Annotated in this window: 15 protein-coding genes and 1 pseudogene; 8 read left to right on the top strand and 8 right to left on the bottom strand. The window is 44.4% G+C overall.

Translation table 11 applies throughout. From position 1 onward, the window contains the following. Positions 1-19 precede the first annotated feature (19 nt). Both ACSTTG_RS00080 and dmeF read right to left on the bottom strand, forming a co-directional pair. On the bottom strand, positions 20-436 hold the full coding sequence (locus ACSTTG_RS00080) for a MarR family winged helix-turn-helix transcriptional regulator (protein ID WP_438473438.1): 417 nt from the start codon (positions 434-436) through the stop codon (positions 20-22). Beyond that, positions 436-1,338, bottom strand: coding sequence for a CDF family Co(II)/Ni(II) efflux transporter DmeF (dmeF, locus tag ACSTTG_RS00075; protein ID WP_438473437.1), 903 nt, complete (start codon positions 1,336-1,338; stop codon positions 436-438). Before dmeF ends, ACSTTG_RS00080 begins: the two co-directional genes overlap by 1 nt. A 326-nt stretch (positions 1,339-1,664) precedes the next feature. Here dmeF and ACSTTG_RS00070 point away from each other — a divergent pair, with 326 nt between their 5' ends. Next, positions 1,665-4,154, top strand: a complete 2,490-nt coding sequence (locus ACSTTG_RS00070) for a hypothetical protein (RefSeq protein WP_438473436.1) — start codon at positions 1,665-1,667, stop codon at positions 4,152-4,154. Positions 4,155-4,505: 351 nt separating this feature from the next. On the opposite strand, the gene ACSTTG_RS00065 is transcribed toward ACSTTG_RS00070, so the two are convergent. After that, positions 4,506-4,757, bottom strand: coding sequence for a DUF2999 family protein (locus ACSTTG_RS00065; protein WP_438473435.1), 252 nt, complete (start codon positions 4,755-4,757; stop codon positions 4,506-4,508). 286 nt (positions 4,758-5,043) lie between these two features. Between ACSTTG_RS00065 and ACSTTG_RS00060 the strand changes: the two genes are divergently transcribed. Continuing rightward, positions 5,044-6,039: an ABC transporter substrate-binding protein gene (locus tag ACSTTG_RS00060; RefSeq protein WP_438473434.1), complete on the top strand. Its 996-nt coding sequence runs from the start codon at positions 5,044-5,046 to the stop codon at positions 6,037-6,039. 42 nt (positions 6,040-6,081) lie between these two features. On the opposite strand, the gene ACSTTG_RS00055 is transcribed toward ACSTTG_RS00060, so the two are convergent. From ACSTTG_RS00055 to ACSTTG_RS00045, 3 genes are all read right to left on the bottom strand, one after another. Further along, complete coding sequence (locus ACSTTG_RS00055) at positions 6,082-6,933, bottom strand: SDR family oxidoreductase (RefSeq protein ID WP_438473433.1); 852 nt, start codon at positions 6,931-6,933, stop codon at positions 6,082-6,084. Positions 6,934-7,169: 236 nt separating this feature from the next. Continuing rightward, on the bottom strand, positions 7,170-7,559 hold the full coding sequence (locus ACSTTG_RS00050; protein ID WP_438473432.1) for a hypothetical protein: 390 nt from the start codon (positions 7,557-7,559) through the stop codon (positions 7,170-7,172). A gap of 70 nt (positions 7,560-7,629) precedes the next feature. Continuing rightward, complete coding sequence (locus ACSTTG_RS00045; RefSeq protein ID WP_438473431.1) at positions 7,630-8,544, bottom strand: LysR family transcriptional regulator; 915 nt, start codon at positions 8,542-8,544, stop codon at positions 7,630-7,632. A 141-nt stretch (positions 8,545-8,685) separates the two neighbouring features. Here ACSTTG_RS00045 and ACSTTG_RS00040 point away from each other — a divergent pair, with 141 nt between their 5' ends. After that, the gene (locus ACSTTG_RS00040) at positions 8,686-9,645 is read left to right on the top strand and encodes an alpha/beta hydrolase (RefSeq protein WP_438473430.1); all 960 of its coding nucleotides are present in this window, start codon (positions 8,686-8,688) and stop codon (positions 9,643-9,645) included. Between the two features lie 180 nt (positions 9,646-9,825). On the opposite strand, the gene ACSTTG_RS00035 is transcribed toward ACSTTG_RS00040, so the two are convergent. Next, complete coding sequence (locus ACSTTG_RS00035; RefSeq protein WP_438460184.1) at positions 9,826-10,239, bottom strand: VF530 family protein; 414 nt, start codon at positions 10,237-10,239, stop codon at positions 9,826-9,828. Between the two features lie 291 nt (positions 10,240-10,530). Here ACSTTG_RS00035 and ACSTTG_RS00030 point away from each other — a divergent pair, with 291 nt between their 5' ends. The 5 genes from ACSTTG_RS00030 to ACSTTG_RS00010 all read left to right on the top strand — a co-directional run bounded on the left by ACSTTG_RS00030 (position 10,531) and on the right by ACSTTG_RS00010 (position 17,860). Next, positions 10,531-11,607, top strand: a complete 1,077-nt coding sequence (locus ACSTTG_RS00030; protein ID WP_438473429.1) for an efflux RND transporter periplasmic adaptor subunit — start codon at positions 10,531-10,533, stop codon at positions 11,605-11,607. After that, on the top strand, positions 11,594-14,692 hold the full coding sequence (locus ACSTTG_RS00025) for an efflux RND transporter permease subunit (RefSeq protein WP_438473428.1): 3,099 nt from the start codon (positions 11,594-11,596) through the stop codon (positions 14,690-14,692). Before ACSTTG_RS00030 ends, ACSTTG_RS00025 begins: the two co-directional genes overlap by 14 nt. Positions 14,693-15,312: 620 nt before the next feature. Then, entirely contained in the window at positions 15,313-16,329 is a 1,017-nt protein-coding gene (locus ACSTTG_RS00020; protein ID WP_438473427.1) for a DUF6602 domain-containing protein, read from the top strand. Next, a complete protein-coding gene (locus ACSTTG_RS00015; protein WP_438473426.1) occupies positions 16,313-17,338 on the top strand; it encodes a hypothetical protein in 1,026 nt (341 codons plus the stop codon). Before ACSTTG_RS00020 ends, ACSTTG_RS00015 begins: the two co-directional genes overlap by 17 nt. Positions 17,339-17,482: 144 nt before the next feature. Then, a complete protein-coding gene (locus tag ACSTTG_RS00010) occupies positions 17,483-17,860 on the top strand; it encodes a hypothetical protein (RefSeq protein WP_438473915.1) in 378 nt (125 codons plus the stop codon). A gap of 263 nt (positions 17,861-18,123) precedes the next feature. Here ACSTTG_RS00010 and ACSTTG_RS00005 read toward each other — a convergent pair. After that, positions 18,124-18,306: pseudogene (locus ACSTTG_RS00005) on the bottom strand (MerR family transcriptional regulator); the annotation flags it as partial.

The following is an 18,306-nucleotide window of genomic DNA, read 5'->3' as shown; positions in this document are numbered from 1 at the left end:
GAGAGCGAGCTACCGGATATCAGAACTCCCGATTCATTTGAGCCAAAATTTGTACTAAGCGATCGCTGTCTTCGGCACTGATTCCACTGGTGAGATCTTTGACTAGATTAAGGTGTAGCTGATTATGATGCGTGTGGATCTGTTTGCCCGCACTGGTTAAGGCAACCACGATAGCGCGCCTGTCGTCAGGGTGGCGGAGACGCTCAATTAACTGCGCAGAAACCAACTTGTCTACTTGAACGGTGAGGGTGCCAGTGGTGATGCCTAATTTATCCGCCAGCTCCTTCATTCGCATTGGCCCATGGCTGCCCAACACTTCAATGGTGTGGACTTGAGCCAGACTATACCCGGTTTCTTTGACCACCGACTGCTCCCAAGACGACATCTTGTCGTAAAACTCGGTCAGCAGTTGATTTAGCATCTCTATTTTTTGCATTATTTTTCATGTACTTCTAACGTCAGGTGTTTGATTTTATCAAACTCGGCTAGCTTTTTCTTGTAGTCCACTATCGATAAGTCACTGCGTGAATCAATGGTGATGGCGGCACTGTAGTGGTGTCCGGTGATTTTCCAGATATGTAAGTCGGTAATATCACCGTACGGTGACAAGGTATCGCGAATGCGTTGACAATAGGCCTCATCGATATTTTCGTCGAGCAGAATGGGACTGGTTTGTGCGAGCAGATTGAATGTCCATTTTCCAATGACTACAGCACCAACCATACCCATGATGGCATCAAGCCAGTTCCAACCAAAATATTTGCCAAAACACAGAGCAACAATGGCCAGTAGTGAGGTCAAGGTGTCAGCCAATACATGTAGGTAAGCGGCGCGAAGATTATGATCGTGGTGGTGATGGTGATGGTCATGGCCATGTGAATGGTTGTGATCATGATGATGATCACCGAGCAGTAGCATACTCACCAGATTGACCACAAGCCCAACAATCGCAACCAAGATAGCTTCATTAAATTGAATGGTTTGCGGGTTGAACAGCCGGTTCACCGACTCGACGAACATGAGTAAGGCAACAATACCCAGTGCGATGGCACTGGTGTAACCACCAAGCACACTGACTTTACCCGTGCCAAAAGAGAATCGCGTGCTATCGCGATGCTTTCTGGCATACCGATAGGCGAACAGGGTAATGCAAAAGGCAGCGGCATGCGTGCCCATATGCCAACCATCGGCGAGTAGGGCCATTGAACCATAGACGGTACCCGCGGTGATCTCTATCACCATGGTGACAAGGGTCAGTATTAGCACGTAAACCGTGCGTCTTTCCCCGTGGTGGTTGTGCTCTGAGAAGTTGTGATGATGTTTGAGAGAACGTTCCATATTTACTTTGATAATCAAACTATTTGATAGTTAATTTAGTTTGATTATCAAGCTAAGTCAATATTCAAATTAATATGAGCAGAGAGTATTAGCTCCAGTTAAATACACAAAAAAGGCAAGCCAATTTCAATATCGAAAAGTCACAAATCACTAACATCTCAAATCAACAATTAACATAATAATCAATACTCTGAACGTGATAGTCCTCCCAGAAGTATACTTGACATTTTGTCAGCATTATCATGTGACCTTACTAAATGTATGGTTATTAGTTGTCTGTTTTCAATAGTTTTTACTGTTAGCTAGGAAGATAAAGGCGGGTAGATATGGAGATCAAAAAAATTGCAATCTCGGTCGCTTTAGCGCTGGCGACAACATCGTGCTTTAACGATGACTCTAGCTCTTCGTCCGACCGTTCAGGAAGCTATACGCTATCTGGAAGTGTTATTGATGGTTACATTTACAACGCGTTGGTTTGGATAGATGCGAATAGAAATGGAGAATTAGATGAAAGCGATCCACAAGCCGTAACGGACATCAACGGAACGTATTCGCTTAACTTGACTAAGGCGCAAGCCGATGGGCTGATAGGCTTACCTATTCTCGCCAAGTTAACCAATGAATCGGTCGATGTGGGTTCAGTGCCACCGGAGTCAGAAGAGGCTCTTTTACAGCTTATAGAAGATGGTGAGTTAGACTACTTCTTCAGTAGCGATCAAACAGCCCACTCTGTAACATTAAGCATGCCTCCGATAGGACCAGAGGCACTCGACTCGCTTTTAAACGGCGAGCTCGAAGGCCAGGTAATCAATCCATTTACTACTGAGGTGTATGAAGACATTGCGGATGTACTAGATGGTTTTGTTGCAGATGCTATCGACAGTGAAGAAGCGTCCTTTATAGCCTCGCAAATTGCCACCTTAGTTGAGCGTACAGAGCGTCAGCGTATGGAATGGCTCAAGACTCAGATGAGTAATACCGGTGATTACGATGATGAAGAGCTTCTGGATTTAATGAAGGGAGATTTCATCGACAGCAACCATAATTTGACCAATGCCATGCTAGAGATGGCGGCAATAATGGTTGAAAGCAAAAAACAAGATGAAGAAAAGGCCCAAGAGCTGGCCAGCGAGGCAGGCGACGGAGCCACCGTTATCTATCGCACGGTTAATGGGACCGATTACTTTACGCCTTATAACACTACCTCTCCGATTGCCGTTACAGAAAAAGGCTATAAACAATCGGTTACTCAAGGCAATAACATCGATTTTGAAAGTAAAGTTGATCAGTTTAGAGAAGTTGATGATGAGGACATATTGTATAGTACATCTACGACGACGGGGGCTGAGAACACAGAGACTGGTGACTACTGGGCAATGGCAAGTTATAGCTCAGACCTAAACCGTGACGGTAGCTTGAATTTTTCCTCATTTGTCTATGATATCGGTACCCATACTGTTGAAGATGGGGTCAGTACCTATTCAACCACCAAGTACATCGATGAAGACGACCCATATACTGCCGCATATCCATACTCTGTGTGGGAACAGGATAGTGGCAGAGTATTGACCTATGGTTCTGTTGAAGAGTTTGTGGACGCAATCAAAGATGATGATCTTTCAGGTGTGGATGCATTGCAAAAAATGGAGCAAGTGTCGTGGGTGACTTCTGAGTATGAGTTTGAATCGAGGGAATTTACTGAATACGACCATACAGGCGCAGAGCCATTTGATTTGCCTACTTACCGTCAGATTAACAGTTATTGGAATTACTTTGATGGATCAAAAAAAGAGGTCATTTCAAGTGATTGGGGGGCCGATGGTCATATAAATAATACCCAAGTTAATGAGTATGATGCGACTACCGACATTGACTATAACTCTTGGGAAGAAATTACCAGGGGTGAGCTGTATGGTGGGGATTTCATCGATTACTGGAAAGATTTTACGGTCTTTGAGTATATTGATGATGAAGGAAGTGAGATCCACAGAAGTATTGGTGGTAAGTACATCTTAGACTCAGATACAAATACTAAGTTACTAGACGATTCTGATGAGGGCTACTTATTCAACAGTTGGGATTATACCTTAATAAGCTACTCAGAGTCTGATCAGCGCGATCATGTAATTTGGCACAACTATAAGCTCGAGGGTTATGATTTCACCTATAGTGGCAGTGGTCAAAAATATACGACCGAAATTGATGGCAAATATACAGCTTATATAGAAGACTGGGGGCCATTTATTACGGGCTTACCTTCATTTGTCGATGGTCTTATCGATGACGGTTTCACTGAGCAGGAAATCTGGCTAAGAGTGATAAACGAGTCCTTAAGTAGTGCTCGGGCTCAAGAGCCTTATGATGAATGTGAAATTGATATAGTGGGAGAGGGAGCGACCAAAGCAGTGTTTGAATCTCACCTTGCATCCTGTGGTGGCAAAATCGAACTGGAAGAAGAGAATATTAGTGGCATTACAATCGCTCGAAGAAGAAGTGGTGGTAGTGCTGTTCGGTTGTGGTACTTAGATCCAGATGGCACTGCGATTCGAGGTGACTGGGAAGACAGTGGAGAAACCTATAAGTATGATTATAACTGGTCAGTTAATAGTGATGGCCACTTAGTCATTGAGCGTGATACGTTCAAGCGAGAGATAGCAGCTTACTATCTGTTCTCTGGTGAGAATGATGTCTACGGCGGAGCAATGATCGTCCTAGACCAAGATACAGAGTTCCCAGATGAAGACACAGTCTGGAATACCTATTTTGTCGATGTGAGCGATGTTTGGATTCCATACGACGTTTCAGAAATACAATAGTCGGCCGTATTAAACCTAAAGCCTCAACGTAGTGTTGGGGCTTTGTTATTTCAAACCTAGTTTAATTGGACAAGAAGGTATTTTTATCTTCTCACGCAACTATCGATTACGTTAATTTTGATGATTTTTGCACAGGTAATTCATCTTGCCAGAGCTGCTGGCTGACCAATCGGCTAAAGTTGATGGTGACATGGCGTTTTTGGATATTCCTGGATAGATCACTGAAGAATTTGATCCTCTATTTGACCTAGTGCCAATGAACTAAGCCCGTCCAAATATACTAGCGAAATAAAAAGGTCGCCTAGCGAAAGCTAGTGCGACCTTTTTTTGATACCTACAGATTGGGTAATGTTATTTTTTCAACTGAGATTGCGCTTGCTCGACTTTAGAGAAGTCCAAACCTAACTCCTCAACGGCTTCTTTGATCAGCGCTGGGTTTTGCATTACTTGGCCCATCAATAGTTGCAGTTGCTCTTGTGGCAGGCCGAGTTGGCTGATTGTTGCCATGGCTGCGAGTGGGTTCTGGGTTAGGGTCTCAAAAAGCTCGTGGATCTGCTGCTCACTGACTTGATGTTGTTTCAAGATCGCTAGGATTGGGTTCATGATTTGCTGTACCTTTCTGAACGCGAATAGATTATCGCGCAGTCTATCACTTGTTCTAATTGGCGGGTAGCCCAAGTAACCGCCTTTCTAATTCAAACATTTTACGTTTATCGGCAGGGACAGCACGAAAAGGGGCAATGCCAAGTCGATAACACATTCGGTAAGACCTGTTGGTTAGCAAAGTTTGATTTAGCCAACATAATCAGAAGGTTAATGGCAATTTCGTCGGTGTTTAGTGATTCGCTTTCCTATACTATTTTCAAAAGATGACAAAGGAACTGACTCAATGAAAATCAAGCCCTCACTTTATGTGGCCCTGTTTATCGCAGGTGCCACTGTGAACGCTAATGCCAGTGAATGCGGTGAGTTTACCATTGCCGATATGAACTGGAATTCGGCCAGTGTCATGGCGCACGTGGACCAATTTATTCTCAACAATGGCTTTGACTGCCAAGCACAACTGATCCCGGGTGACACGGTTCCGACGGGCACGTCAATGATTGAAAAAGCCCAGCCAGATGTCGCGCCGGAGCTATGGACCAATGGCATAAAAGAGGCTTTGGATAGGGGGGTGGCTGAGAAACGTTTGCGTTATGCGGGCAATTCGTTGACCGATGGCGGCCAAGAAGGCTTTTGGGTGCCAGCCTATATGGTTGAGCGTTACCCGGAGCTGGCGACGATAGAGGGCGTGATCAAACACAAGGCACTATTCAAACATCCTGAAAGCGATGACAAGTTTGCGTTCTATACCTGCCCATCAGGTTGGACGTGTCAAATTACCGCTGGGCACTTATTTGATGCCTTAGGTCTTGAGGCGCACGACTTCGATATTATTGACCCAGGATCTGGCGCGGCTTTAGCGGGTATCTTGGCCAAAAATTATGAGCGCGAGCAAGCTTGGTTTGGCTACTACTGGTCACCCACGCCCATACTCGGTAAGTATGAGATGGTCATGGTTGATTTTGGCTCGGGTGCTGATATTGACGAGTATCGAAATTGTACCACCCAGCCAGATTGCCAGTCGCCCAAGGTAACCATGTATCCACCATCGCCGGTACACACGGTCACGACGGAGAAATTTGCCCAGCAAGAGCCAGCCGCATTTGAGTATCTCAGCAACCGGGGATTTACCAATCAGCAAATGAGCAAAATACTCGCTTGGATGGAAGACGAGCATGCGGATGCTGAAGATGCTATGTACTACTTTTTAGAAAACTATCCCGAGGTGTGGAGATCATGGATCTCTTCAGAGATTGCAAGCAAAGTTGAAAGCGCTATCTAGAAATCGTGTCGAGGTTTGCGCACTAGCGCAAACCTCTCTGCATCAGGGCTGTGTTTTAAGATCCGAAAAGTACTCTTTCCAACCAATATGAGGTCGGCCTGCCGCTTTTTCATAATCGCTCGGGTTGTTCGCCTTACCTTCTAAGATGCCTTGATAGATACCCGCGATCACGGTACCAAGAAACTCACCGAGCTCTGCTATTCGGTCTTGGCGGTATTCCTCCACCGTCATTGAGCGATAGTTTATCGAACTGTCAAAGGCCATGCTCATCAACTCGGCTAACTGAGCCTGAGTGATCGCCTCGCCATTCAAGTTGTAGGTGTGACCATTGTGCTCATCCTGAGTGAGTAGGCGTGCGTAGGCATAGGCAAGCTCAGGGCGAGTCGTATAGCCACATTTTCCCTCTCCGGCACAGTTGACAATTTCGCCTGCCTGAATGTAGTTATCGATATACTCAATATCGGGTTCAATATAGATACCATTGCGGCCCACGACCCAACTGAGGCCGCTGTTTCGCACATCCTGTTCTGTCTGTCGGTTACTTTGCACCACCGGCGAAAAGGCGGTGTTCTCTTCAGCGCCTTGCACGCTGGTATAGACAATTTTGCTCACTCCGGCTTTTTTGGCCGCTTCTATCACGTTTCTGTGCTGTTGAATGCGTTTTTCAGGTGCGTCCATACCTGAGACGAGTAACAAGGTATCCACACCTTTGAGCGAGGTTTCAAGCTCGCTTGGGTTATTGTAATCCCCGGGTCTAATCTCCACCCCCAAGTGAGCTGCCTTGCTCGGTGTACGGGCCAAGCCGATTACGTTATTGCTTGACAGTAATTCCGCAGTGGCTTTGAGTATCGCTGATCCCAGGGCTCCGCTGGCAGTGGTGACGGCTATTTTCATTTTTGCTGCTCCGTAAACAATGGTTGATTACACCTAATGGTAGTTAATTCTCAGGCAACGGGAGATAAATGAAACGATATGAGTGGCTTACATATAAAATTTAGATTCTAAATGAGGGTAACTAGTGAAAGTCTCCGGAGCCCGATAGCACGACTATCGCTGTGCCCCTAGATATCTTTGCAGCGCTTAGTTGTGTGGCATGAATGAGGCGGCAGACAAAATTGCGAGCTTCGTACTCAAACACAGTCTTTCTTAGTTACGCTTACGTTGGTGATCACTCCTATCCCAGAGTTGTAGACATCAATAGATATCCAATTGTTATTCGATAACCAGTCTTTTAGTACCGTGCTACTGCAAATTTTCTGAGGGAGGATCTTCCTGGATTGTTTGGCTAGCGTACTTTTGTCTTTTTTCATTAGGTGTATATTCACGATACGGACATCTAGGGCGATAACACTATCTTCAACTCTTATTTCAGTGATTTGCACTCGATTATCGTCTTCAAAGAGGAAGTCGTGAAACTCTGACTTGAGTTTTTCTAATTGTTGGTCCTGTTGATAATTAGGGTAATACACATGAACGACAAGAAGAAATATGGATAGAGTAATTGGTACGATTATTTTCATCTCACCCTCCGTGTGAAAGTGATTCATTATCTTGCCATGTTCCCAAGTAACCCATTATCACATCAAGTATCTAAGCAAAAACCTTACTCGCTGTCGTCTTAATGATTTCTAGCATGCATCTCGTGAGCGGGTCGAGTGTCGCTCTCTCATGGAACAAAAGCTTAACAGTCTGCTCTGCAATGAAGGGGGCTGGCTGCGTGATGACATTATAGTTGTCAAAAAAGCCATCGTTGGTATCAGCGGCAAACATTAAGCGGTCGGTGCCTTCTAAGGCCATTGTAGTGAACTCCATGGAGGTTGACGTAAACTCAACCGAGCGCGGTTTGTTTTGTCTGTCGGCTAGGTAGTCCAACCATCGCTCGACCGCCTCATTGGTACTGACTACCGCATGTGGGTAGTCAAAAACGGTTTGTTTGCCGATCACTTTCTCCGCCATTGGATGTGCATGGGACATAACGATCTGATAGCCAACCTCGACCAGAGGAATAGATTGCAGTTGCGATAACTTATCGCCCTCAAAGCCAATAGCAAAATCAATTTTGCCCTCCTTGATCATCGAAGGTACTTGCTCAGTCCAGTCAACAATCTCCATGCGAACAAGTGGCAGTTGGTACTTTATCTCACCTAGAAGTTGACCGATAAAATTGCGCGAGCCGTTTCTATGACATGCTAATCTCAAGGTTCCTGTCGCGGTCTTTTTATCGAAGTGATCATTAAACAGTAAGCGCTCGATAGCGTTAAAATGCGCGGTTAAACCAGAGTGAATTTGCTTTGCGTAAGTGGATGGCTCAAACCCCCGCCCTGAACGAACCAGAAGCGGATCGTTTAATACCTGCCGAAGTTTTCCCAGTTGATAACTGACCGTGCTTTGTTGAAGACCTAGGAGCTCTGCTGCTTGCGAAACATTTCTTGTCTCGATAAGCACTAACAGTGTACGCAACATCTTTAAGTCGAGTGTCGTCAACTTATCGAATTGTACCGTCATTTTCTTACTCCTCCTCATTACCTGTTAGATGTTATCGCAATAGCAACTATCGAAGATTTCGATAGTTGCTATTGATGCTATCACATTGTTCGATGTAACTCGAAGGCCCACAATGCACTCAAACCAAACGAGGATTCGAATATGAAAAACGCAACAGCAAGTATTGCTATCGCAACCGCGCTTATCTCACACGCCGCGACTGCTGAAATCGTCGCAGAGCACTATACCGCTCAACTTGATGTACCCTATGCCAAAGGCTTGGTAACAGTGGAGGGAGAAGTGGCTGAGCGTGATTTGGTTATGGATATCATCCAACCTAACACTCCCAAAGCAGAGCACAATCCAGTCGTCGTAATGACGTTTGGCGGTAACTTTATTCGCGGTGGTCGTGATGATATCTACTCGGTATCAGGTGCTCAAACGACCACCATGAGAGACTACTGCGAGCAATTTGCCCAAGTAGGCTATACCTGTGTGGCGATTGATTACCGACTCTCAAGAGAAGAGCCCGTACCGACGAACATCGGCTATTCGGATAAGATGCTAGTTGATCAAGAGTTGCGTAGCAAAGCGCTGCACGATCGCCACAATTTGCTGCGTGTCAACAAAGGCCTGGAGCCAATCCCTTATGGGTCGGATATCCTGCGCAATAGCATAATCGCTGCTGCAGAAGACCTGTATCAGGCGATTGGCTATCTACAAGACAATGCCGAAACCCTGGGTATTGACCCCGATCGAATTGCTTTGGGCGGCTTTTCTGCAGGGGCTATCACCAGCTTTAACGTTGCGTATGGTATGAACGCACCGGTTAAAGCTGTTATGGCTAACTCAGGTATGCTACTTGGTTTTGATCTAAACCCACAAAACCAAACTGAGCTGCCTCCTGCAATAATCCACTTCGGTCAGTACGACCTAGACGCTTTATTTGATGTAGCAGAACATTCGTTGCCAAAATACTCGCAAGCGGGCATTCATGTCGATACGGCATGGGTGGCAGGCTTTGGTCATTTCTATCCATCAGGTGCCATTACACTGGATGATAATGCTACGAGAGCCCCCTTGATTGAGCGTATGGTTAGCTTCTTGGACAAGAGTCTGTAATACGAGAGTTCACTTAAGTGGACTAATTGTGCACTCAGCGGATTGCTAAGCAAGATGTGGTGAATCAAAAACTCTGCCAATGGCGCCACTGAAAAGTGGCGCCATTGTGATTGGCTATCTCAACAGTTTTCCTTGGCAACCCGAATTGCTAGGGTGATGGTGCTTTAAAAAACTGGCGCGTTAACGTCGGTTTGAGCGTCCGCGAGATGAGCGCTGTTTGAAGGCGGATGCGGCTTTCGCTTGCGACTTCAGAATAGAGTCAACGGTTAGCTCCATAGGCTCTTTAGGTTTCAGGCCATCGGGGAAGGTACGGGCTCTTGGGGATAAATTGAACTCTTCTGCACTTGCGCGTGGCATGCGCTTGAAACGATAAAGGTAAAAGTTCTCTAATTTTTCTCGCGCCCAATCGGTCTTCTTCAAATATTTCACACTGCTGGCAATCGAAGGATTGGTGTTAAAACAGTTAAAGCGCATTGCGGTATCAAGAATATCCCAACCATAGAAATCCACTAGCTCTTGCAGCATAGTCTCTAGCTTTAGTCCATGCAGTGGATTGTTTTGTTGCAGCTTGATTCTTTCTTCGTCAGTCATCATTTGCGGGGTATCAGCCGTTGTTGTGGTGCTTTTGACAAAGTATACAGTACAGCGGTATAGACAGCTATGATGCATTGTGTGTGAGGCCGGTGATGGAGCAGAGGCTAAGTCTATGCAGGCCTGGTCGATTCATTTAGCATGTTTGAGCCGTCTTGTTCACATTCTGTAGCACAATTTATTGCAAAATAATCATTACAAATATCGATAGTTTGAAGCCTACTCGATCTTTGGTCTTGCACACTGGGTAAAATAGCGCTCTCTTTTTGCTTCTTGTAACCGTTTTCGTCAGCAATGAAAAAATACGCGCTTATCGCCGGTGTCACCGCTCTCGCGGGCTTCACGGCATTTTCACTCCATACTTCTGAAAATGAACAGCCTTCAGTATCCACTGCCTTAACCGTTGATACGACCTTTAGTCATCAACAGACCCTGCAACGCAGTGTCCATATGTTGGGAAATACGTTCGCCCATCAGTCGATTGAAATAAAACCACAAGAAAAGGGCCGCATTACTCAAGTTTTGGTGAGTTCTGGTCAGCAGGTTGCGAAGGGTGAGCTTCTATTTAGCATCGATGATCGCCATCAACGTGCGGTTGTTCAGCGTGAGAAAGCAAATCTCAAAGAAATCGAGAGACAATATAATAGCCTAGTTCGTTTGTTACCCAATGGTGCCGTTACACAAGCAGATGTTGATGCAGCGCAAGCACTGGTCGAAATTCAGCAGGCTGAAGTCGATATTGCAACGGCAAATCTGCAAGATAAGCAAGTAATAGCGCCATTTAGCGGTCGTCTAGGTCTGGTGGATGTCAGTGTTGGTCAAAATATCGATTCAGATACGGTGCTAACCACACTGGATGACCCAAGCAAGCTAAGATTGAATGTCGCTATACCAGCTTCTCATTTACGTCAGCTATCCATAGGCCAGTCTACGGAGCTTTCCAGTGTTGAAGGCAGTGCTAAAGTCACAGCAACCCTAACCAGTTTAGATGGGCGAGTGAGTGATCAAACTCAGAGTATTCAAGCCCAGTTCTTAATCGACAACCACAAAGCGGGGTTAACACCAGGAAGCTTAGTGATGGGTGAGTTGACTTTGCCTTCTCAAGTTGAAGTGACCATTCCACTGCAGTCTGTGGTCTATCGTGGTGATCAGCGCTATGTCTATGTGGTTCATGATTCTGTCGTTGAACAAAGGTCGGTTAGCTTAGGAGAACGGACTGGCGAGCTGGTTCAAGTCTTGTCTGGGTTAAAACTTGGAGAAGAAATCGTTTATCGCGGAACAGTGAAGCTACGTGATGGGGCGGAAATTGAAGTGATTGAAACCATCGTACTGAATCAACACAAGGTAAGCGGTAATAATGAAGCTGTCTGATTTTGCTATGTACCGCCCAACTTCGGCGGTTGTCCTTAATATACTCTTTGTTGTTTTTGGATTGGTAGGCGCAAGCATGCTTGCCGTTCGCGAGATGCCAGATGTCGAAAGTAGTGTTGTTTCGGTAGGCACGTCCTATCGAGGTAGTGCGTCATCGATTGTTGAAAGTCAGATCACTAAACCGATCGAAGATCAGTTAAGCGGCATTGATGGCATCGATTATATTTGGTCATCTTCTTGGGATGGTTGGTCGGGTGTCAATATCACCTTTAAACCGGGTACCGACATGATTCAGGCGGTCAGTGATGTTCGGGATGCCGTTGGGCGTGCCAGGGGACGACTACCCGACGATGTCGATGAGCCTGTCGTACGTAAGAACAGTAGTGAAGGTGACCCCTTCATGTGGCTCAATTTAACCAGTAACAAACACGACCGTGTTGAACTTAGCGACTATGCGCAACGTATTTTGATTGAGCGTCTCAGCCTGTTACCCGGTGTGAGTTCGATTAACACATCAGGTGTTATCGAACGTGTGCTCTATGTTGAAATCGATCCAATCGAACTTGCAGCCCGAGAACTCACAACGACAGACGTGACCCGTGCACTAAGAGCTGAGAACTTGCAGCTTCCTGCTGGATACGTCAGAAATGAGTCACTTAATATTGTCGTTCGACTCGAGCGAATGTATCAAAAAGTCGATGACTTTGAACACCTACAGATCGTTGAGAAAGACGGCGAGTCTGTTCTGCTCAAGGATATTGCGAGTGTTTACGTTGGAGCAAAGAAAGAGACAACGACCTTCAAGGCAAACAATGTCGACAGTATGGGGCTGGGTATCGTTGCGATGTCACAAGCTAACCCGTTAACCGTTTCTGATGCGGTTCAACGTGAACTTGAGCAGTTGCAACATTTTCTCCCTGAGGGTGTTCGGCTTGAAGTCGATTACGACAGCACCGTATTTATCAGAGAAGCGATTAAAGAGGTTTACATAACGCTAGCGATAACCGCGGTGTTGGTGATCTCCGTTTTGTATCTGTTCCTCGGTCGACTCTCGACGACTATCGTACCCGCTATTACGGTACCCGTGTCACTCATCTCAGCATTCTCAGTCGCGTATTTATGTGGTTATTCAATAAACCTGGTTACTTTGATGGCACTTATCCTAGCTATTGGCTTAGTGGTTGATGATGCGATTGTGGTGGTTGAGAACATTGTGCGCCATCGACGAAACGGTTTGCCTGCAATGGTGGCAGCTTTTAAAGGGACGAAAGAGCTCAACTTTGCCGTTATCGCAACCACACTTGTACTCATCATGACTTTCCTTCCTTTGATCTTTTTGCAAGGAAAACTTGGCAACATGTTTGCAGAGTTTGCGGTTATCTTGTCAGCGGCCGTTGGGTTCTCATCAATCGCCGCGCTAACCCTTGGGCCAGTAATAAGTGAACGCCTATTTAGAAATGAGTTGGAAACCCCAAGCAAAGTGTGCCAATGGGTAGATTCTAAGGTGGCACGCACTCAAATGGGTTACCGACAGACGCTAGAGGGTGTTCTCAAATGGAAAACCTTTTCACTGTTTGTATTGGCGCTATGTTCGGTTGGACTTTACTTTGCGTACGGCGCACAACAACGAGCGTTTGCACCGGTGGAAGATCGAGGTGCTGTCAACGTGTATGTCAGTGGTATTGAGGCGACCAGTTATGAGCGCATGGTTCGTAGTATGGAGCAAATCAATGAGCGCTTAATGCCGCTTGCTGATGAAGATGGGCCTGTTGCCTATCTTAACTATTCAACACCGGCTTTCGGAACGTGGGCTGATCACCAAGGTTTCTTTATTATCCGCCTGAAACACTGGGACGAGCGTGACATGAACGCCACTCAAGTCGTCAGTCTGATTAAAGAGTTGACGCGAGATGTGACCGATGCACAAGTATTTCCGTATCAACCGGGGTTTGGAGGCGGAATGGGGGAGCCTGTTCAGTTTGTACTCCAAGGGGAAGACTATGATGTCATTTATGAGATTGCTAAAGAGTTAGAACAGCTTGCTGAAGCAAGCGGCAAGATGGATGGTGCAAAGCTTGATTACAACCCAACAACACCGGAAATGCTGCTCACCGTCAATCGCGAGGTGGCGAGAAACTTAGGAGTGAGTGTCAGCGATATTGCTTCAACACTTGAAGTTCTCTTGGGTGGTGCGTCTGAGACACGCTTTGAACAGTCTGGTGAAGAGTATGATGTCTATTTGAAAGCCAATGAAGCGCATTTCAACTCTGCAGCAGACTTAAGTAAAGTCTACTTGCGTTCAAACGGCGGTGCGCTGATTTCGTTAGATACTTTGGTGTCGGTAAATGATGTCGCCTCAGCACGTGGCTTGTTCCACTATCAGCGTAAGAAGTCGATTAACCTCAAAGCGAATCTGGTTGAAGGCGTAACGCTTGGAGAGGCGTTGACCTATTTAGAAGAGACGGTTCAGCCGATGTTACCGCCAGGCTACACTTATGATTATGCAGGTGAATCAAAAGACTACTACGACAATCAGCGTGAGGTTTGGTTGATCTTTGTTCTCGCTCTTTTTGTCTCATATCTTGTATTAGCCGCGCAGTTCGAGAGTTTTGTTAGTCCAACGATTGTCATGTTGACGGTTCCTATTGGTTTACTCGGTGGTTTGTTAGGCATTCTAATTGCTGGAGAAAGTTTCAATCTCTACTCACAGCTCGGTATGCTAATGCTAATCGGTATGGCGACTAAGAATGGTATTTTGATTGTTGAGTTTGCCAATCAACTACGCGATCAAGGACAAGAGGTTAAGCAAGCTATTGTGAACGCTTCCGAGCAGCGCTTGCGCCCAATCGTGATGACTGCCATGACAACTTTGCTTGGCTCGATTCCGATGTTAATCGCGACCGGTGCAGGCTCAGAAACGCGTTTTGCGGTGGGTGTTGTGATATTCAGCGGCATGCTATTAACCACAGTAGTGACGCTGTATGTGATACCCAGTCTTTATCTGTTGATTGGTGGTCATAGTCGCTCACCGGAAGCGAGAGTTAGCGAGTTAAATGATGTGTTGACACAACATGCAGAGTTATAACAGTCGCTAGGCTATTACTTTGTTGATAGGTCACTTTATCTCTGTGCGAGGTAGGGGGAGAGTAGGCTGATAAGTTATGAGGGACCTGAGTTTGAATCAGGTCCCTTTTTTATTCTTTTAATCTCAGTGCTTTAGTTTTAGGCAGATACGAACGAAATCGTAGGGTGATGTGAAAGAATATAATTATTACAATACCTTACGTCATTAACTCGAATTTTATAACTACAAATAGTTCTTCCAATGAGTCAGAATGCAGTCTTTCACCTTTGATTCCTCGATATGTCGGGAACTGACAGATTGCTCTAAACAGTTTTTGCCCCTTTCCTTGCCAGTGTTACTCAGCTCCTCAACTATAGCGATGCGCTTTGCCTTACCTTTCCTCATACCTAACGAGGTCGAGTGGAATCTAGGACGCTGACTAATTTATAGGCGGCAATATGCATCATACTGCGACACATGTTTGACTTAATCGGTTGATAATTTACTGAAATGTAGGGATTATGTTGATGTAGGTTTGTTTTTGGTGGTGGGTTAGGTGGCAGTGCTGAAGGGAATTATGTGGCACGTTGCCGCATAGTAAGCATTATGTGTCAATCAGTTACGAGGTATAATTTTGTAGCATGAGTAATTTCATAAAAGAAGTAGTTAACAGTAAAGTTAACTACCTTAAGTCTTCGTTTGAAGCAAATAACCTTGTGCATCATCAAGGTGTTAAGGGAAGTCTGAATGAAATATTACTTAAGGAAATTATAAAGGATGTAATCCCTAGTAAATATAAGTTTGCTAATGGAGTAATACAAGACAGGGCAGGAAAGCAATCCAATGAAAGTGATTTAATTATATATGATGATGAGATTCTTCCTTCTATTTTATTTGGTGGTGAATTAGGGTTTGTACCAGCTGAATCAGTAAAATACAATATCGAGGTGAAAACAACATTAAATGCTGCGGAGATAAAAAGTACAGTATCAAAGTTTACTAATGCTAACGAGCGCCTCGGCTACAAAGGTGTCAATTCTCTGTTTGGTTTTTCCAGTGATCTAGCGAAAAAACATGAGTTAGCTAGGTATCAAGAATTGTCAGGAGCAGATTTCTTTTTCTCGCCACCAATTAAAGTTCTAACTATCTTAGATAAAGGATACTATTTCTTAAATACTCAGAGAGTTTACATAAAAGAGCTAATGTCCAAAAATGAATTTGTCAAGATTTATAGAGAGAACTCTGAAGCTCCTCTGGTAGTTGATGGCGTTGAGTTAAATCTTGCTAAAGATACTAACATCGATCTAAAAGGCGATTTTATTGTTAACGAGATTAATTTTAATGAACTGTATGTTGATAGACACTTTTGGGTCGGTACTGACGTAGATAGATTTGAAAATACCTTTATGCTTTGTTTTTTGTCGGGCGTATCGAACACCTTATCTCAAGGAGTGTTTGGTAAGTACCTCATTGAGTCTGGTTCAGATATGACAGTTTATTCGGAGTGTATAGTTGATATGTGGGGAAATGTCAGTCACAAAAAGTTCGACATAGATGGAATCGAAAAGTCAATATTTGAGGGGCGCTTTAACTTTTCCTTCTCACTAAATCAGAATGGTAAGGGCAATGCACTAAAATTCTTTGAAAAAAACACATAACCGCACCTTAGCGGCGTTTTTCAAGGCGTTAGCCTTCAAGCAATATCTTCAACATTTGGGAATAATGATGAAATGTGAGAAATGTTCTGAATTTCGTGAGTTGCCATTACATCTACATGAACTGTATATGTTTTGCGATCTACTGAGAAATAAGTCAGATGTGTATAAGCTTTCAAAGAAAGAACTAAAACAAGAAACAGAGGCTCATACCGAAAGTATTGCCAAGTGGTTAAAATTAGCTAGTCAGTTGGATAATGTTCAACTGAACCCATTTCGTTATGAAGAAGCGCATTATTGGTGTGAGTCAGCTGGAGATGAGCTGGATTCTGATGCCTCTCATAATAGTTCAATCATTACACCGCTCACGCGCTTCTTGTTCATTTCAAATGCGCTTGAGGAGACGTACCGTTTTACTAACTCACAATATGAGTTCCATTATGCTCGGGCTCAACTAAAGAATAACTCACTCGAACGAAAAAGGAATTACTCAGCTCAAGCTGCATGGTTACTTGATGAAGTTTATAGTGATTTGGAAGTCCCGTTGCACTATGGTCACAAAGTCGATGGTTACCTAACTCAAGTTAAGGAATATCAAAAAAGGTTCGATAATAGTTTTGATATTCAGTTGGAGAACAATGGAAAAATTTCATTTGGTCTTTCGCTTGTAAGAAATATTAGAAACCACATAGCACATGGCGTTTTTCCAATAGTAGATAACCCAGAATATAGCCATGAGTGTTTTAACCCAAAAACGAATAATCTTATTTTGAACATCTTAGGTTTTTCATCTCGTATAGCCACTATGAATATACAAATAATTCTAAATGCTACTCACAATGGATTTGAATCAGAGGTTTATAGTTATCTATGCGGAGACCCTGACTTTGGACATAAGTTAGAGCAATACATTACTCCAGAATACCTCCGGCGTTTACATCTAAAGCAGGATTTTGGGTTAAATGAGAGCTTACAATGGGCAATACGTTCGACATGGGAAGAGGAAGGCTAGCAAAGCATTTAAGAGTGATTCCCAACGCTTGGCATTTTTCGTTCCATCGTTGGGTTTTGTGTTTACGGTGGTATGGTAAAGGTTTGGTGGTAGCGTTGCTCACACCTTTATGCGGCGTTAGGCTTACGTTAAAAAGGGGTCACCATGCAGGAATTAGAAAATGTGTCTGGATTACCGGTAGGTTCTTACTTTAAAGCCAGAATTACCCGAATCGAAAAATTGCTTCAAGCTGCATTTGTTGACTACGGGGCCGAAAGACATGGATTTATGCCAATTGATGATGCTTTACTATCTTCATTAAAAGAAGGTATGGAAGTTACAGTGCGATTGGATAAAAAGGAAACTGGTAATAAAGGTGCGGCTGTTAGTTATGTAACAGATAATAGCAATTTGACAAACGTATATCGCTCTATACCTGAGGTGGGAAGCGACGCACCAGCATCATCGATTGTGCCGTTAAAATTTATTCTTTTGGTTCTGGTTATTGGTTTGGCAGCTTACGTGGGTCTTGTAGTGGATTAGTAGCTTTGGCCAGTCGATAAGAGGCTTTGCAATACCTTAGATTATCCGTCAAATGCTAATTTAGCAAAAGCTGTAACTCACATTTGTCCAGAGGCTTGCTGACGGGGCATGAAACACGAAAATGCCCCAAACTTTGTCAGCAACGCAAAAGCAATCAGATTATCGGCTATCGGTTTGAGCTACTTTTTGTAATGCCGCCAGTCGCGATTTCGGCGGCAGACAAGATTTAGGGCATTGCTTTCATCACAGAACACTATTAAATGTTACAAAGCTCGGATGTCTGATATTTCTTCATCCGATATACCGAGCGATTTTAGGAATTTCTGAGCTCCTCTGGTTCTAGTTCCTCAAATTTTTGATGCCATTTCACCATATCTGCCTCAGTAAACCCGGCTTCAACCATTATTTGTACCCAGCGTTCCTTTTTCACAATATTCTCCTCTAAA

The organism is Vibrio glycogenivorans, assembly GCF_051660965.1.
Taxonomy (GTDB): Bacteria; Pseudomonadota; Gammaproteobacteria; order Enterobacterales; family Vibrionaceae; genus Vibrio.
Note: the sequence above shows the minus strand (reverse complement) of the source record. Positions and strands in the feature narration are given on the sequence as shown.

What these genes read in the sequence shown, in the direction of transcription:
- ACSTTG_RS00080 (WP_438473438.1), bottom strand. Translation starts at nt 436, where the DNA reads ATGCAAAAAATAGAGATGCTAAATCAACTGCTGACCGAGTTTTACGAC.
- dmeF (WP_438473437.1), bottom strand. Translation starts at nt 1,338, where the DNA reads ATGGAACGTTCTCTCAAACATCATCACAACTTCTCAGAGCACAACCAC.
- ACSTTG_RS00070 (WP_438473436.1), top strand. Translation starts at nt 1,665, where the DNA reads ATGGAGATCAAAAAAATTGCAATCTCGGTCGCTTTAGCGCTGGCGACA.
- ACSTTG_RS00065 (WP_438473435.1), bottom strand. Translation starts at nt 4,757, where the DNA reads ATGAACCCAATCCTAGCGATCTTGAAACAACATCAAGTCAGTGAGCAG.
- ACSTTG_RS00060 (WP_438473434.1), top strand. Translation starts at nt 5,044, where the DNA reads ATGAAAATCAAGCCCTCACTTTATGTGGCCCTGTTTATCGCAGGTGCC.
- ACSTTG_RS00055 (WP_438473433.1), bottom strand. Translation starts at nt 6,933, where the DNA reads ATGAAAATAGCCGTCACCACTGCCAGCGGAGCCCTGGGATCAGCGATA.
- ACSTTG_RS00050 (WP_438473432.1), bottom strand. Translation starts at nt 7,559, where the DNA reads ATGAAAATAATCGTACCAATTACTCTATCCATATTTCTTCTTGTCGTT.
- ACSTTG_RS00045 (WP_438473431.1), bottom strand. Translation starts at nt 8,544, where the DNA reads ATGACGGTACAATTCGATAAGTTGACGACACTCGACTTAAAGATGTTG.
- ACSTTG_RS00040 (WP_438473430.1), top strand. Translation starts at nt 8,686, where the DNA reads ATGAAAAACGCAACAGCAAGTATTGCTATCGCAACCGCGCTTATCTCA.
- ACSTTG_RS00035 (WP_438460184.1), bottom strand. Translation starts at nt 10,239, where the DNA reads ATGATGACTGACGAAGAAAGAATCAAGCTGCAACAAAACAATCCACTG.
- ACSTTG_RS00030 (WP_438473429.1), top strand. Translation starts at nt 10,531, where the DNA reads ATGAAAAAATACGCGCTTATCGCCGGTGTCACCGCTCTCGCGGGCTTC.
- ACSTTG_RS00025 (WP_438473428.1), top strand. Translation starts at nt 11,594, where the DNA reads ATGAAGCTGTCTGATTTTGCTATGTACCGCCCAACTTCGGCGGTTGTC.
- ACSTTG_RS00020 (WP_438473427.1), top strand. Translation starts at nt 15,313, where the DNA reads ATGAGTAATTTCATAAAAGAAGTAGTTAACAGTAAAGTTAACTACCTT.
- ACSTTG_RS00010 (WP_438473915.1), top strand. Translation starts at nt 17,483, where the DNA reads ATGCAGGAATTAGAAAATGTGTCTGGATTACCGGTAGGTTCTTACTTT.